We start from the raw sequence: 15,672 nt of genomic DNA on the forward strand, positions 1-15,672 counted from the left end.
TTTACACCTTTTTCAAATAGAGGTCTTTACTGCCTTCGACAGCGGGCATGATCTCTGTGATTTTGTAGCGGCTTTCGCTATCACTGAGATAATCCCCCTCGCGCACTTTGGCATAATCGATGGGCAATATTTCACCAATAACTTGGACGTTTGGTGCTCGGTTCCCACCGTAGTGGTTCTCATCGGGGCTTTCATCTATGCAAATGCGCACCGTGTCGCCCGTAGGAGCATTCGCACGCTCAACAATGAAATCCGCCCCCAGTTGCGCGTGAATCACAGCGTCTAATTCGGAAAATGGATCAGCCATGACTAACCCGCTTTGTGCGGTTTAGCACAACCTGCCTTGATCGCCATTTCAGAGTACTCACCCAGGTCTTGAGGGTCTTTTGACGCGATGAATTTCACATCATTACCGCTGGCGTCTTTGGTATGAATGGTTTTAGAAAGAATGACCATGTGGCCAACTTTGGCATGCTGGAATTCAGGTTGCTCATCGTCGGATTCACCTTCATCCGTATCAAGGCCATCATTTTCATCACCGCTTTCATTGCCCGTTTGATCGACTATTTCGGTCTGATCTTCGGTTTCTTCAGGCGTCTTTTCTTCGGCTTCTAGTTCGGGCTTAACCGCACCTTTTAGAGTTGGCGGTGGGGTTGGCTTTTGAGTGGCTGGCGTTTCAATATCATCCCCCATCATGGCCGCAATTTCGTCGGCCTTGATTTCTGCTGCTGTTTTTTGAGCTGTAGCCTTGGCTGTGGCGCTTATCTTTTTCGCAGTCATGGTGACTCCTAACTTTTCAAATGACAGAAACGAAAAAGGCGCAATTAAGCGCCTCTTTTCGTGTTAATTCTTAGGGATGGTTATACTGGACCGTCGACCGTAACCACAACAAATTCATCCGCATCCGGCATAATTGGCAAAGGTGCAGACTGGGTCATTAAGTAGCGTGCGCTTGGTTCTGGAGTAATCCAGCTTTTCGGCCAACGCTTAACCATGGCCATACCGTCTGACCCCGCCTCAACATCTTGAATAGCGCCATAGGCCATCACGCCATCATACTGGGCTGGAGCCAAAACCATGGTGTTGTCTGGCATAAAGTACTTTTTAGTTTTGTTTTCTAACTCGTAGTAACCAGCATAAACATAAATGGCATACTCGCCATAACGCCCCTTAAACTGAACTTCACGCTTAAGCTGTGGCGCTAACATGATATCGCTATCGCCATTTGCCACAGTCTTGTTTAAAGAGTCTTGAACGCCTTTGAATTTAGTAAATAGAGAAAACGCCTTTTTATCAAAAATAATGATGCTTGCTAGGCCGCTAGACAGCTCAGCATAATCATTAATGATGGTTGCCATATCCGTTGTGTCTTTATCTAGCTGAGACCAACGTGCAGCACCAACAAGAGCAACGTTGTTGCTAGCCGAACGACTATAGTCAACCTCCATCGCTTCATGCTCTTCTGAATCTTCTACGATGAATTTACCTGTCAGAACAGCATCGACGCACATTTTTTCTTCTGTACGTTCAATCGCCTTTTCTTGGTCATCCAACAAAAACGCAACCGTGGCATTAAGACGCTGAGCTGCGGTCATTGAGCCATTCAATGCTTCACCCGCCATACGAGACTGCATCTTTTTAGGGTTAACCACATCTTTAGGTTTTAAGTAAGGCGGAGCATATAAGGTTGTCGAATAACCGTCTTGCTTGCGAACCTTTCCCGCAACCATTGGTGATACAAATGGGGCTAATCGAAGGTTTGGCACCACTTCATCAATGGCGACCTTTTCAGAATCAGAAAATGATTCGCGACTAAAAAAGAGCGTTTTAAAAAAGCTAGTAAATGGCTTTTGATTTTTTTTCACACCTAAAAGCGTTGTTGTAGAATATAAAGACATAGCAGTCTCCTACCGAGCAAACGGCATTAAATTTAAAAAAAGGGTTTATGTAAGATTTGAAGGGAGGATTAAAGCGTTTCGTGACTGATTGGCGTACCAACAAAGGCAAGGGCTTTTTGTAAGTCGGTTGTTCCATCTGGCCATTGAATCGCGTCACTATTCCAGTGACCGGATTTAATAACTTTGTGTCGTTTTGCCCCCCCTGACGTATCAACTGCATAGCCTGCCAAATAAACGGCTTTCTCTGAGCCATCACTTGCCCCAGGTGCCCAAATTGCTAGCGAGCCTGTTGCCGTAACTTGACCAAGTGGCGTCAATCGAGCACATGTGATACCACTTTCCACTGTTGCGGAGGCAAAGTGCGGCTGTTCTGAGCCTGCTAGCTCTTGGTTTGGTGTATAAGTTTCTTTAGCCATGGTGACTATCTCCAATAAAAGGGTTTGAAAAAGTAAATCAGAATGTGAAGCTATTCTCCGCGCGCCATGTTGTATGCCGCCATAATTTGATCAACCTCACTTACTTCTGCCGAACCTTCTGGCCCCGTCTCAATCACTGGGTTTTGATGAGATGCCATTAGCTCATCGAGTTTGGTGCCGTGAGCTTCTGGTGAAGCAGCAGCGATCGGTGCGGTAGCTAATAGAGATACAGCATCCTCAACGCTCATGCTTGTTTTGAATGCCAAATGATTAGCTTGCGCTTCGCGGCCTTTGGCTTCCGCACTCGTTAGGATGCCTTCAATACGCGCCTTTTCGTCTACGGCTGGCGCAGTGGCAACAGGTTCTGTCACTGGGTTCGTCGCTACTGGCGCTGATTCTGGTTGCGTTTCCGCTGTTTGTGTTGCGTTTGGTTGGGCTGACATAGTCACTCCTGATAAAGTTGTTTTAGATTGTTTTTTTAAGTAATCAGCAAAGATGGCTATTGCCTCGTTGCCGTTTACCAGTTGATCAGCAAAGCCGATATCGATGGCCTCTTGGCCGCGATACACCGCCGCCTCAGTGGCTAAAACAGCCTCTTTTGAAAGGCCCATGTTTACAGCAACAAGCGTAGCGAATTCATCGCGTAGCTTATCTGTGCTTGCTTGAAAATCAGCAAGCACATTTTTTGGCAAAGATTCGTATGGGTTGCCTTCCACTTTATGCGAACCTGAGTGTATTAATGTCACTTCTATTCCGCTTTCTTTGAGATACTCACCGTATGAATGATGCGCCATAACCACACCGACCGAGCCTGCTTTCGAGCTTTGTGTGATAAGACGACGTTCTGCCGCGCTGGCAATCGCCATACCTGCAGAACACGCCATAGCATCAATAATTACCCAAAGCGCTTTACCCGAACCAGCAAACATAGATTTGATTGTTTCAACAGCATCAAAGCAGCCCGATACCTCACCACCATGAGTGTTCATATCGAGCAAGACGCCCTTAACATCAACATCACTTAAGGCGAACTTACACCTCGCAACAATGCCGTCGTAGCCGGTCATTCCCCAAAATGGCTTTAGAAAGCCTAATTTATTAATCAGGGTTCCATACACTGGAATAACGGCGACACCATCAACTACTTCATAACATCGCTCATGCTCTCTCGAAACAGAAAAACTAGACGCAGCAAGGTGGATCTTCTCACCAAGCGGCACCTCACCTTCTTCATCCAACATTTGCTTTATGTTTAGCTGCTTAGACAGCGTTGAAAAAAAGGTGCGCGCTGCTGCTCTCTCTAGAAATAGAGGAGAGTTAAGAAATCTGCCCTCAATATTTGTTAAGTTTGTTGGCATGTTACGCCCCTACCTTTTGTGGTGTTATTTCTTGTGGCTCAGCGGGTGCAAATTTCTCCGCCGCCGCCCAGCTTGCCGATGGCAAACCCGCCTCTTTGCGCTCTTTCATTTCGCGTACTTGCTGAGCAAAGGTTTCTTGATAATCTTCGCCCATAATGGCAAATTCTTTTTCGTAACTGGATAAACCTGATTCAATACGCAAAACCGCCTCTTTAACTTCTTTTAGACCGTCAATTGCAATGCGACCTGTTCCGATCCATTCGCAGTTTGTCCACGCAGCAAGACCACCATCGTACAAACCAAAACGCGCCCCTTTCGGTAGCGTGATTAATTTACGATGTACGAACTCTTCAAATACCAGACGAAACATGATGGTCGCTAGACGCGCCGCTATCATTTTTCGACGCCCCATGAAGTAGCGCCAGTTTTCCAAAATGGATGCTCGAATAGTCGAGTAAGAGGTGTTTTTCCAGTCCTTCGAAAACGGCTCATAAGCAACATTCAGCCCCGCAGCACCCCAGCGCAAAACGCTGGATTCAAGATCGGTGTAGCCGTTATCAACATTGCCCGATGTGTGAAGTTTAAGCTGTTCGTTTGGCAAAAGATGAGGAATAGTTACCCCGCCAAGCTTTAGTCCTACTTCGCTATGATAGTCCTGAACACGACTCAAAATATTTTGCAATGTTTGACTATCTGCAGAGCCACCAAGAGCTTCAAAAGCATCTTCAGGACTCAACGCACTTTCAATGGTGGCGGCAAACATGGCTCCCACCGCTGCGTTTTGCAGTTTAATATTTTGCATTTTTGGCAGAATTTTCATCTGCTCAAGCACAGTTAAAAACTGGTTAGCACCACGGGTTTGACCCGCAGCCGAGGGTTCAAAAATCTGAATGAAACCCGTTCGCCCCCACGGGGTTTGAGTGGGGATCCGCTGCCACGTCCAACCAAGACCGTTTCCCACTCCCATGCTTGACGAGACTTGGACATGGGCCGCGATTGCGGCACCATATTTATCTTGCTCGATGCCGCCTTTTATACGGTCTGTATCATCCATCCCGTTTGGGTTACTGACTTGCATGGGGTTGATCATCTGGAACGCCGTTTTTACAGGCGAATCTTTGCGATCAATCCATAATGGGTTTTGCATGATTTCACCGCAGCGGGTATGCGTGGCAACCCCTTCGCGAATCATCATGGTAAAGGTACGCTTACGCTCTGCATCCAGATAACAGTTTGGATCATCGCTGATCTCTTTCCACACCTGCTCAACGTCTTTCGCAAAGTCGCGCGCATCGTCTTCATTGATGCCAAGACGGCGAGAGTTTGGCTTGTAAGACAATCGAAAGAGATGCCCAACGATGTTATCAACATGTAGCTGGACCGCATTCGCTCCAAAAGCGTTATTACGAACGATGTCGTCAGCTCGAGCATTCCCCTCTGCTAGCGTTGGCAATATCGCCGCATCGGCAGTGCGCGCCTGCGGGTGCCAGTCTCGCAATTGCCCCGCTGTTCCGTGCCCAGCCCCTTCGTAGCTGCTGGCCATCGGTTTACCGTATCGGTCGAGTAATTTTATTTCACTCATAGAAACGGCCTCATTGGGCGGCGTCTAGCGCCAGATTTAGATTGCTTTAACTTGGCAATGTATAACTCCAAATCAACACGATTTGTTTGAGTAAACGTCACCGTTTTACCACTTCTAGTGACTGTAACAGCGCGCCGCCCCAGCATTAATTCATGTAACGCGTCCTCTGCTTCACTGATGCGTTCGTCTACTGTCATGGTTAGCCTCTATTTTTCATGCTAGCAGCAATCTCTTTGAGCGAGCGCCCAGATTGCTTCGGAGTGGTTTCTTCGATTTCGTCTTGCTCGTCGTCGGAATCGACGCGCTGAGTGTTTTTGTATTGCGAAAGATCAATGCCTTTACGCTGTTGCAAATAGCGAATTGCTGCGAGGTTATAAACCGCCAAATCCCACGGTTCATTACGTCGACCGCCAGCATCCCAAACAATTTCAGGACGACCTTTGACATATTTAAGCTTGCGCTTTTCATTCGTGAGTTGCTCGAAGAACTGCAAGCTGTATTCGTCGTTAATCGGCCAATGAAACATGCCTGCTGCATGAGCCGAGTCTGTTTCGAGCGTCTGAATAAGTCGAGAATAAAGCGTATCTTTCGCCGTATCGGTGCCAATGAGAGCAAGATAAACGCCGTGTTCATTGCGCTTTTTGGGGAAAGTGACGATGGCACGGCCTTTTGTACTTGCCCCTTTTATTGCAACGAAACGCCGTGGACCATTGCGCTTACAAAACGCATAAACTTGGTCTGTATAATGACCGCCTGAATCTATAAAACTAATGGTAGGTTCAATGATCGAGTTGTTGGGCGTTCTAAACTGCTCTGTAAGGCGCTTATACAGCTGTTTCCAGATAAACGGCTGAGTCAAATCCCCATAGAGTTTTTCGAACTTAACGCTATATCGCTCTTCGCCTTCTATCCAAGCTACTGTCTCAATCTCAAAACGATCATCTTGGGTATCAACCGATTGCGTGATGATGCACTCATCAAATGGCACTTGTGCAGCATAATGCTCACGGCGACGGTACAAGTCATTAGGCTCAAGCCCGCCTTGATCCTCTACCCACACCTCGCCAAGTGTTGTGTTTACAAAGGACTTAAGACCTTCACGGGTGCCGTGATAACGCACCCAGTCGCGGACAATTTGCGACCACGGCGAATCGTGGGAATAAGCCGACCAACAATGGAATGAGATGGAGCGCGGAGCGGGGACCACTTCACCATTATCATCAAAGTAGATGATTCCATCGTAGGTTTTTAGACCCTCTTCACTCGCCCAAAAGCCATTTTCATCTGCTTTTATGTAATCTTTATAATGGAAGTCTTGCTTGCAGCTAGAACAGCGATAACGTGTTGAAGATGCTTTGTGCTCAACCGTTCCTTCATCATCAAATATCAGGCCAAAGTCTTTGCTTTTACCACCAAAACTTAGAGTCTGAAATACATTGCAATGAGGACAAGGAATATAACGGCGCATGTAGTGCGCGGCTTTGCTTGCTGCTTCATGAATCAGACACGGCACTTCATCACTGACATGCTCACCTGGTGTACTGCCTCTTATCGATTTTCTAAACACCGACCCTTCAAGACGCTTATCACCTAGTGATAAGGGCGAACCTTCTTTTTCGACATCGTTGTCGAACTTAGAGAGCTCGTCGTAAATACCAACATCGACGGATATTTCGCGGTAATTCTTAGCCGCTTTACCACCGAGTAAATAAATTTGGTTTTGCGTCTCGAATACTTTGGACGCGATTGTGTTGTTTTTGTGCTTTGCGTTAAACCAAGGAAAAATCGCTCGAACTGGTTTAACGTCTCGAATCATCGAGTCGACATGTTTTTTACTAAATGAATCCCTTGCGCCATCATCTGGTTGCCAAAGTGCAATGTTTCGCGCTTTGTGCTCGATGAAATAACCGATCACCGCAACAATCAACTTTGTGTAACCAACCCGTGCAGATTTTTCCCAGTTCACCTCCTCAATGTCTGAGTGGCCCATCGCGTTCAAAATGGCGATTTGATACGGGCGAGTTGTCCACTTGCCTTTTATGTAGCTGGATTCAGCTGATAGATAAAAATACCTGTCTGCCCATTCAACCGCCGTAAGCGGTTCTTTCATTCTCAGAAAGCTTAATGAACGACGTAACTCGCTACTTAACCTTGCCCTCTGCATCGGCGATAAGACTAGCGATTGTGTCATCTAGTTTGTCTCCGAGAGTAGCCGCGATGTTGCTTATTTTTGAAATATCACGCTGAATCTGATCAATAGCGTGACTCGGCATATCTGGATTATGCCGTTTTACTAACAATGGAATGGTTTCTAAGATGGTAACTTGCTCTGAAATGATGCCAGTTAACACGCCAACAGCGATATCAACAGGAATAGACCGAGCCTCTAAAATATCGTTCTTTAACTTAAGGGCTCTGACTTCTTCCGCCAGCTTTTCAGTGCGTAAAACTTCTTCTCCAAGTTGGTCTATTGATGGGTTTTTAGATGGCTTTTTAACACCGGGTTTAGACACATTAGAAAGGGCATTGTCGACACGATTTTGCACAACATCGTGAATAGAGTAAAAATTCTCTCGACCCCGTTTCTCTCTGGGTTCTACACCCCATTTGTCAAAGGCTTGTGAGCTAATACCAAGGCTGGCAACAAGCGTTGATTTATTAATGAGCCCAAGCTCTTTTTTCTTGCTCGACATACCAAATATACCAACTTCACCAACCTGACTAAAAATCCGACTAAACAACAACTTCAGCTTTCAGAAATTTCGTAAATACAGAAAGCCCGCGCGCAGTTGACCCGTACACAGTTGATTAGCTCAGAAGAACCTATTTTTTAAACTAGGGTAGAGAAATCCCCGCACACTGCCTCAGTTGCTCGATATACGCCGTTAACTGCCCCATCTCATCGATCGGGACAGTGAACGCCACGTCATTGACTGTCGTGTTGATCAGCGCTGGCTCCACTGTCGTGCATGTCTGCCTTTGATTCGTCGGGCTTACGCCGCACCCGCCCAAACTGGCGCAGATAGTTAGCAGGATCAGTGCGCGCTTGATTGAGTCGCTCTTGCTTCTGTGCTTCATCATCACGCCTCTTTAACTGCACACCCCATTCAACCAAAATGAGTAGAAATTTCAGCCAACTAACCATCTTTATTCTTAGCCTTGCCATAGTTAGCGGCTAACAAATTAATCAATGCTTTCAACCAATTAGGCCAACTATCTGTAAAGCGCTTGGGCAACATCGCAACAGCGTGAGCCACCGCATACAGCACACCAATCACCACACCAACCCAAGCGGGCAGCATTTCAACCAGTGAAGGTAAGGCGCCAACAATCATGGCGATAACACCGCCATTATCGGTTGCCACGGCATCCGCTGCATAAGCAGCAAACGGCATAAAAAACAACATGACAATCATTTCCACAAACATACGGTATACACGCATAATCACACCTCTCTCTCTAGCCCATACAGTTCGTACGGGAAGTTTTTAATGAACTCGTCAATAGCACCAGCGCCATGGATAGTGTTATAAAATCGTTTCCAATAGCTCGCTAAGCCGCTGATATCATTAGCATTAGGCAATACTTCCGGCACTCTTAAATAGTGCGTACGACACATTGCAGCAGCGTATCGATTGTTCCAAACCAACGCGTTATGGTCTGGCCAGCCGCAGGCATCGTAATTCTCATCAACACTGTCAGACGTCATATTAAGCAGCGCGTCACACAATGCAGGCTTGTATTTAATAAATTTGAGCCACAAATCTTTATGAGTGAATGGCTCCATCTGAAACAGCCCCATAGCTGGGCCTTTCCCAAGCTGTTTGATGTATGTGCCGTGTGACTCTTGAGACAGCGTCCCCATTACCAACTGATCAGCCGCTAATGAGTACGCGCCGATCTGCTGTAACGCAGGCATCACAACGTATTCACGGAATTGAGAAAGGTTTAAACCGCTCATCATAGCCCCCGTTTAAATCTATTAATAAACAGCTTAATAGCCTCATCACCCATCAACCCAGCAACGCCCGCCATGAACCCAGTCAAGTTGCCGTCAACGCCTGCCGACCGACACAAAAACATCGTGAGCATTCCAAGAAAGCCGCCAGTGAAAACAGCTATAAACAAATGACTTGCGGTAAACTTCTTGACGCCCTGCTCTATCCCTCTTAGATACTTCACAGCACCACCGATCACGCCAACCGCCACCAACGTCAAAAGCTGCAAAAGATCGTCTGGCAACGGTTTCATAAGCAACGATCCTTTCCAGAAACAAGAAAGCCCCGCGAATGCGAGGCTCTAAAAAATAGATAAATAACGCTAACTTATTCACTAAAGGGGCGCGAACCCTACCTAATCCCTACCTCAATTGGCGCTCTCATGCGGGATACGTCGAAATCACATGCGGTACTAACTGATAAAACGTGCGACCTAACACGCTATAGCAACACTAATCGCTAATCACCCATGACAACCTCCAAACCCCAGAAACGAAAAAAACCCGCTCAATACGAAATACTGGCGGGTTCTTGATAATGTGTTGTCTCCAAGCGCAAAACTCAGAGCATGAACAAAATGTACCTCCTAACTTCCCCTCTCGCAAGCCTTGCGCGCGCGAAAAGCTAACTTTATTTTCTTATTAGAAAAGTAACGTAACATCATTTAAACCATTAAAAAATAAGGCTTTTAACTCACTATAAAATACCATACAGTGACGGTATGGTGACGGATATTTTAGGATAAAGAAATGCTCAAACACAGGAAATACCAATCAAAACCACCAAAAACTGACATTGGGTTTCAGATATTTTATTTATTTTTTTCATTTATCCTTGGAATAGGCTTAGCAATCGATAATAATTTTTCAGGTATAAAATTTACTGATGTTATTACGTCCTTGGCTAGCCTAGGAGTCTTCGCCTTAGCAGTATATTCATACGGGCAGTGGAGAGAACAACATAACGCGCAAGTCACTGAGGAAGTAAAAAAACGTCTAAAAGAAGCTATATATAGCGCTCATGATATTGACAACAAAATTATGCAATTGAATAGAGAAATCAATTTCAGATCTAAGGAAGCTGAAAGTTTTATAAGAGATGTTGAGGTATTACAAAGTAAAGCACTTGAATTGCACAGAGAAATCCAAACCTTTGGAAGTGGATCATACGGTATTTACCCTGAAGAGCAAGGATTACTAATTATTAAAGAAGAAAAAGATTTAATTAATGAAGCAAAGCAAGTCCAAGAAAAAGCAGAACAATACAATAAAATTGCAAGAGATAGCTTTTCCTTAAAATTTCAAGCGAAAGAAAAATTAATAACATTTACTCATAAAATCGAATCAATATGTTACGAGCTCGGCTTTTATAAGGACTTTTCCAATATCAGCTTTCATCAAGTAATTGACAATAGAAAGTCGATGACTGAAAAAGATTTTATCAATTACGAAGAGCTTATGATCGAACAACGCAAAGAAATTGAATTTTTAATGTTAACTCTGAATGGTATCGATAATACTCAAAAATGACTACTCACTTCACCACAGGCAAGTCTTCCCACCTGGTCGTATAAGCAGGCGATAAATGTTCGCGTTTCATTGACCATTGTGGTGACACACCCTGCGAAGCAAAGAAAACGTTACCAAGGCCACTGTGGTTGATTTGATCCACAACGCTCATCAACACTTTTGAATTGGCTTTCATACCATCTGCTCGAAATAGATCCTGTTGATATGTGCCGTGTTCGTAGAAATCAGCCAACATTACCCCCGCTTTCATATAACGAAAACCAGCACGCCAGATGCGACGAAACAACACCTCGGTGACTTCCAACAAATCCCGCGTGTCGTCAGTGGGATTAGGCAATTCAACAGACAAAGAATTCGCATAATGCGGCTCGTCTTTAGCGTGTGGACTGGTGCGAATGAACACATTCACCACACGGCAAAGGCGTTTTTCCCCACGTAGTTTCTCGGCCGCGCGGGTCGTATACTTAGCAATCGCCTCCCGTAATTCCTGCTTTTCTGTAATACGATGACCAAACGACCGACTGCAAATGATCTGCTGTTTCGTGGGCCGCACACACCCAAGATCAAGGCAAGACACCCCATTCAACTCCTGCACCGTCCGCTCTAACACCACAGAAAACTCACTTCGAATGGCTTTAGGATTCGCATTCGCCAAATCCAACGCCGTATTGATTCCCCTTGATCGTAGTTTCTCAGAGATCCGACGGCCAACACCCCACACATCACCCACCTCGACCAATGCCAACAAACGCCTTTGTCGATTAGGGTCCATCAAATCCACGACCGAACCCGTTGCGGGGTACTTTTTTGCAGCATGATTGGCCAGTTTCGCCAGCGTCTTTGTTGGCGCAATTCCCACGCCCACCGTAATACCCGTCCACTTATCAACCTTCGCCTTTACTTGCTTACCAAACGTCAACAAATCCGTGACATGATCAACGCCAGTTAAATCCATAAATGCCTCATCGATGGAATACACTTCCAGCCTTGGCGCTTCTTCTTCCAGAATATTCATTACCCGGCTAGACATATCCGCGTACAAGGCATAGTTTGACGAAAAACACACAATCCCATGCTTGACGATTTCATCTTTTAACTGAAAAACAGGCACACCCATTTTAATACCCAGCGCTTTCACCTCACGCGACCGTGCAACCACACAACCATCGTTATTAGACAACACAACAACAGGCGCATGCGCCAAGTCAGGACGGAACAACTTCTCGCAACTTGCGTAAAAATTATTACAATCAACTAAAGCAAAGACACTCATGAGAAAAATAGCCCTTGAAAAATACTGTATATATATACAGTATAATACAAATCACCAACAACAGGGAGAGGTTGACATCATGTCATTAGAAGACGTCGAAAATGCCGTAAAAGAAGCCATCAAGGCAGCAGAAACACACGCAGGAAATTGCGTTAAACTGATTAATGACAAAGGACTAAAAGCAGGTATTGATTACTGCACCCAACAAGGCATTGATCCGCCCCAATGCTCGCTAACAGCGGTATCTAAAAACGCAGATAACCAACGCGCTAAAGCATCAAGAATGTTATGTGAGGTGAAATGGTGGTCAAGAAGACTTAAAGATCACACGATTCGAAACTACGAAAATACCTTACGCAGTCAGGGAAAAGTAACAAAACACCTATCCAATGACCTACTTGCTTACCATAAAAAACACTACAGAGTTCGATGAGCAAAAATAGCGCCCAATAGACGCTATTTTCACTGAGCGAGTACAGCTTAATGGATCTTATTTCTAAGCCGCCTGTTCGGCGGTGAAGGAAAATAGTAGTATTGCTCACAAATTATCTCATTTCTAAGCCGCCTGTTCGGCGGTTAAGATCTAAACGTCATATCGAAACTATGAGAATATTTTCTAAGCCGCCTGTTCGGCGGTCAAGTAGATAAAAGTAGCATTCACTCTTTGATTGTTAAAGAGCTTTGTGTATTTTTAGCAAAAATACCCTTTTTTAAACAGGAAATGCCAAGCCCCTATTTATACAAGCGGTTTTAAAGACTACTCCCAGTGAGCGGTTTTAATATTACCGGTGCCACTTTTCCCCCATTCAGGCTTGAAACACTCTAGCGTATCGCCACTATCCACTTTAATCTTAGCACCAATGCTATACGCTTCATTTTCGTACGTGCAAAACGACTTTGCATCATAGCGTGGCTCATGACTAGCTTGACTAGACGTATCAGCAAACGCACTAACAGAAATCATCGCAACACCAGCTAAAACGAGTTCTTTAAACATAAATAGTCCTTATCCATTGGTTAACATGCGTGTCCATTCACACATAGTGAAGGCATGGTAACGGTATTTATCGTATAATTAAACTCATAAACCCAATAAGGAGTAGCTTCTCAGAATGGAATTAACAAACAAAATTAAAAAGATTGAAGACTTAATCAAAGAAGATTCTGAAGACGCCTTAATTTATGCGGTGCTCGAATGCAGAATGGCAATAGAAATAGTATCCAAAAAGAAAATCGATTTTTATTGCAAACGATACAACACGAAATTACTCAATAAGCATTGGCAACCTAACAAAGCAATTAAGCTCCTAAAACAAATAGAGCCTCAAGCAGATCAATCGTATGAGCTAATGATTTCTAGAGAAGGGCAAGATACAGAGGAGAAAAACTGGATTAGTTTAGGCAAACACGAGTCGCTAAGCTTAAAATCGACAACAGATTACTTCCACAAGTTAGGGTCATATTTGCACTACAGAAACGATACCGATCTCAATAAATTGAAGAAATTATTAAATTCAGCTTTAAGCGATTTAACAAGAGTAAACCAAAGCACCTTAATGTCAGATTTGGCGTTAACTATTGCGTTCGAGTGCAAAAAATGCAGTACCCCAATTCACTATAATGAGGAAGGGACCAAAAACATTCATGAGTTTGTTTGCCCAAACCCATCCTGCGAAGCTGTATACAAAAAGAAGCCAGGAGGCGATGGTACACAATTAATAATCGATAATGTCATGTTCACATGTCAACAATGCGAGCAAAAAGAGTATATAAATTCTTCTAAAGTCGATATCGGATACATTTTCACATGTTCATCATGCAAAGCACAGCATGAAGTCATAGAAAAACAATGGATGTATGGGCTTTGTAATTTATAAAAGCCCTCCTCGCGAGGGCTTTTTATTAACTCCATACCTACAAAACTACCTCACCCGCCAACCGCTCCACGGCCTCTTTCATTAGAGGCCATGCATACTCACTCTCATAGCGCCCTTCCAAATTGCCACGCGAGTGATTAAGCAGCATTTTACGAACAGTGCTATCCACCCCGCTTTGCATCCAATAATCGTTCGCCAACTTACGCATGTCATGAGACGTAAAATACACATCCATATTATTACGTAAATCTTTATACCAGCCGCTCGCAGTCGCCATCGCAATCGGCTTCTTGCCGCACCGACTAAACACAAAAACACCTCGCGCTCTTGCTTTCGCCTGGCGCAACAGATCAACCACCATTGTCGCCAGCGGCAAACGCAACTCAACCCCTGTTTTCGTGTCCTCCGCTGGAATGACCCATTCACCCCGATCCAAATACAAATTCGACCACTTCGCTAGGCATGTTTCATTAATGCGTGTTGCATGGCACAACTGCAGCGTGAAAAACAAACGCCGGTTAAACTGCGCCCTATTAATCTCAGCCGCCAAAGTGGGTAAATCATCCACTTTTAAACGCCCCGACTTAGGCTTTTCACTTGCACTAGAAAAATCCTTCCAGCCCACACCCGACAGCGGGTCCACCGCAATCACTTCCAGCTTTGCCGCCAGCGAACAGGCGCGCTTTAACACCGCCCATGCCGTACGAATAGAAGACAACTCCAAACAGAGCATCTTTTCCTTATAAAAACGCCTATACACCGCATTGCGCGTTAAACTACGAACCGTAAGCCCCTCAAAACACCCCAAAAGATGATTACTAATTAACGAATGCGCCGTCTCTATATAGCCATGACTAAACGTCTTATCATGCTGAATATGCTCAACAAACCAAAGCAGCAACGCGCCGCAATCGGTCACCGTGTCAAACTTCTTACCCGTTCGCTCCCCAGCCATCACTTGCGCTCGAATCTCGCTCAACCGCTTAAACAAGTCGGACGCTTTCAGCGCTGGCCACTTCCCCAGTGGCGTTCGTATCTTACGATGCCCCTTATACACCACATCGTAAAACGTCCCACCCGTTCGCAGCTTATTGGCACGAAATTCAACACGACGAGAATCAAAACACCACTCTTTGTCACTCGTTGCCAAAAACTGCTTAATTGAAGTATCAGTAATGCGTTTTGTCATACAGCGGCCCCCAAAGCCGCCGCTAACGCATGCACAAACCGAGATTTCCCCTCGGCAACGTGCTTCTCAAACCGATTTTCAGTTAACTTGAAATGCTGCGCCTTTAGCCGAAGCTCAGCCGCATACAAAGGCAGGGAGCCAACAATGGCTTTATTGGATGGAGCAACACCGCGCGCATCTTTGCGCCCATCCGACAGCACCGCAGCGAACAAACATAAACGCTGCATAGGCGACAACGACTCAAACAAATAGCCATAGCCGCTCGACTTAGCTGTCAACGACTCAATCGCACGAATCATCTTAGCGTTAGATTCACCACCGCCGCCGAACTCAGGCACCACGCCCGACTCCAACATATCGCAAATCTTGCCCGTATTACTGACCCCAGCCCAGCCTGCATCCGCAGACGACGACACCAGTGTATCAACGTGCTTATTGATGATCGCCCACGACAACCAACCCAACGACCCCATTTTATTACGATCTTTCCAGCGCATAATGTCCTCCACGTCATCACGACGTTGATAGTGTTTACATTCCGAAAGACGCTCA

20 protein-coding genes are annotated in these 15,672 nt (G+C 45.3%); 3 read left to right on the top strand and 17 right to left on the bottom strand.

Annotated features, from left to right (window positions below):
- Window position 1: 1 nt before the first annotated feature.
- The 13 genes from JHD45_RS13670 to JHD45_RS13730 form a co-directional block, all read right to left on the bottom strand.
- The gene (locus JHD45_RS13670) at window positions 2-307 is read right to left on the bottom strand and encodes a hypothetical protein (protein WP_199477076.1); all 306 of its coding nucleotides are present in this window, start codon (window positions 305-307) and stop codon (window positions 2-4) included.
- 2 nt (window positions 308-309) lie between these two features.
- On the bottom strand, window positions 310-780 hold the full coding sequence (locus JHD45_RS13675) for a hypothetical protein (RefSeq protein WP_199477077.1): 471 nt from the start codon (window positions 778-780) through the stop codon (window positions 310-312).
- Window positions 781-860: 80 nt separating this feature from the next.
- Window positions 861-1,898, bottom strand: a complete 1,038-nt coding sequence (locus tag JHD45_RS13680; protein WP_199477078.1) for a major capsid protein — start codon at window positions 1,896-1,898, stop codon at window positions 861-863.
- A gap of 68 nt (window positions 1,899-1,966) precedes the next feature.
- Window positions 1,967-2,314 (bottom strand): head decoration protein, encoded by a 348-nt coding sequence (locus JHD45_RS13685; protein ID WP_199477079.1) that lies wholly within the window; start codon window positions 2,312-2,314, stop codon window positions 1,967-1,969.
- Between the two features lie 50 nt (window positions 2,315-2,364).
- On the bottom strand, window positions 2,365-3,672 hold the full coding sequence (locus tag JHD45_RS13690; RefSeq protein ID WP_199477080.1) for a S49 family peptidase: 1,308 nt from the start codon (window positions 3,670-3,672) through the stop codon (window positions 2,365-2,367).
- 1 nt (window position 3,673) lies between these two features.
- Window positions 3,674-5,254, bottom strand: coding sequence for a phage portal protein (locus tag JHD45_RS13695; protein WP_233407837.1), 1,581 nt, complete (start codon window positions 5,252-5,254; stop codon window positions 3,674-3,676).
- On the bottom strand, window positions 5,251-5,451 hold the full coding sequence (gene gpW / locus JHD45_RS13700; RefSeq protein ID WP_199477081.1) for a gpW family head-tail joining protein: 201 nt from the start codon (window positions 5,449-5,451) through the stop codon (window positions 5,251-5,253). Before gpW ends, JHD45_RS13695 begins: the two co-directional genes overlap by 4 nt.
- 2 nt (window positions 5,452-5,453) lie before the next feature.
- Window positions 5,454-7,445, bottom strand: a complete 1,992-nt coding sequence (locus tag JHD45_RS13705) for a phage terminase large subunit family protein (RefSeq protein WP_199477082.1) — start codon at window positions 7,443-7,445, stop codon at window positions 5,454-5,456.
- Entirely contained in the window at window positions 7,396-7,947 is a 552-nt protein-coding gene (locus tag JHD45_RS13710) for a terminase small subunit (RefSeq protein WP_199477083.1), read from the bottom strand. The genes JHD45_RS13705 and JHD45_RS13710 overlap by 50 nt, the downstream gene beginning before the upstream one ends.
- A gap of 233 nt (window positions 7,948-8,180) precedes the next feature.
- Complete coding sequence (locus tag JHD45_RS13715) at window positions 8,181-8,399, bottom strand: hypothetical protein (RefSeq protein ID WP_199477084.1); 219 nt, start codon at window positions 8,397-8,399, stop codon at window positions 8,181-8,183.
- Window positions 8,392-8,697: a hypothetical protein gene (locus JHD45_RS13720; RefSeq protein WP_199477085.1), complete on the bottom strand. Its 306-nt coding sequence runs from the start codon at window positions 8,695-8,697 to the stop codon at window positions 8,392-8,394. Before JHD45_RS13720 ends, JHD45_RS13715 begins: the two co-directional genes overlap by 8 nt.
- Before the next feature lie 2 nt (window positions 8,698-8,699).
- Window positions 8,700-9,218 (bottom strand): hypothetical protein, encoded by a 519-nt coding sequence (locus JHD45_RS13725; RefSeq protein WP_233407838.1) that lies wholly within the window; start codon window positions 9,216-9,218, stop codon window positions 8,700-8,702.
- On the bottom strand, window positions 9,215-9,505 hold the full coding sequence (locus tag JHD45_RS13730; protein ID WP_199477086.1) for a phage holin family protein: 291 nt from the start codon (window positions 9,503-9,505) through the stop codon (window positions 9,215-9,217). The genes JHD45_RS13725 and JHD45_RS13730 overlap by 4 nt, the downstream gene beginning before the upstream one ends.
- A gap of 496 nt (window positions 9,506-10,001) precedes the next feature.
- Here JHD45_RS13730 and JHD45_RS13735 point away from each other — a divergent pair, with 496 nt between their 5' ends.
- The gene (locus JHD45_RS13735; RefSeq protein ID WP_199477087.1) at window positions 10,002-10,781 is read left to right on the top strand and encodes a hypothetical protein; all 780 of its coding nucleotides are present in this window, start codon (window positions 10,002-10,004) and stop codon (window positions 10,779-10,781) included.
- A gap of 4 nt (window positions 10,782-10,785) precedes the next feature.
- Here the strand turns inward: JHD45_RS13735 and umuC are convergent, their stop codons facing one another.
- Window positions 10,786-12,054: a translesion error-prone DNA polymerase V subunit UmuC gene (gene umuC, locus JHD45_RS13740; RefSeq protein WP_199477088.1), complete on the bottom strand. Its 1,269-nt coding sequence runs from the start codon at window positions 12,052-12,054 to the stop codon at window positions 10,786-10,788.
- A gap of 79 nt (window positions 12,055-12,133) precedes the next feature.
- On the opposite strand from umuC, the gene JHD45_RS13745 reads away from it, so the two are divergent.
- Window positions 12,134-12,487 carry a hypothetical protein gene (locus JHD45_RS13745; protein WP_199477089.1) on the top strand — a complete coding sequence of 118 codons (354 nt, stop codon included), beginning with the start codon at window positions 12,134-12,136 and terminating at the stop codon, window positions 12,485-12,487.
- Between the two features lie 324 nt (window positions 12,488-12,811).
- Here the strand turns inward: JHD45_RS13745 and JHD45_RS13750 are convergent, their stop codons facing one another.
- Window positions 12,812-13,051 carry a DUF1496 domain-containing protein gene (locus tag JHD45_RS13750; protein WP_199477090.1) on the bottom strand — a complete coding sequence of 80 codons (240 nt, stop codon included), beginning with the start codon at window positions 13,049-13,051 and terminating at the stop codon, window positions 12,812-12,814.
- Window positions 13,052-13,166: 115 nt separating this feature from the next.
- Here JHD45_RS13750 and JHD45_RS13755 point away from each other — a divergent pair, with 115 nt between their 5' ends.
- The gene (locus JHD45_RS13755) at window positions 13,167-13,931 is read left to right on the top strand and encodes a hypothetical protein (RefSeq protein ID WP_199477091.1); all 765 of its coding nucleotides are present in this window, start codon (window positions 13,167-13,169) and stop codon (window positions 13,929-13,931) included.
- A gap of 37 nt (window positions 13,932-13,968) precedes the next feature.
- On the opposite strand, the gene JHD45_RS13760 is transcribed toward JHD45_RS13755, so the two are convergent.
- Window positions 13,969-15,120, bottom strand: coding sequence for a tyrosine-type recombinase/integrase (locus tag JHD45_RS13760; protein WP_199477092.1), 1,152 nt, complete (start codon window positions 15,118-15,120; stop codon window positions 13,969-13,971).
- Window positions 15,117-15,617: a hypothetical protein gene (locus JHD45_RS13765; RefSeq protein ID WP_199477093.1), complete on the bottom strand. Its 501-nt coding sequence runs from the start codon at window positions 15,615-15,617 to the stop codon at window positions 15,117-15,119. The genes JHD45_RS13760 and JHD45_RS13765 overlap by 4 nt, the downstream gene beginning before the upstream one ends.
- Window positions 15,618-15,672: the final 55 nt, after the last annotated feature.

It is taken from the genome of Marinomonas spartinae (assembly GCF_016461715.1).
GTDB lineage: Bacteria > Pseudomonadota > Gammaproteobacteria > Pseudomonadales > Marinomonadaceae > Marinomonas > Marinomonas spartinae_A.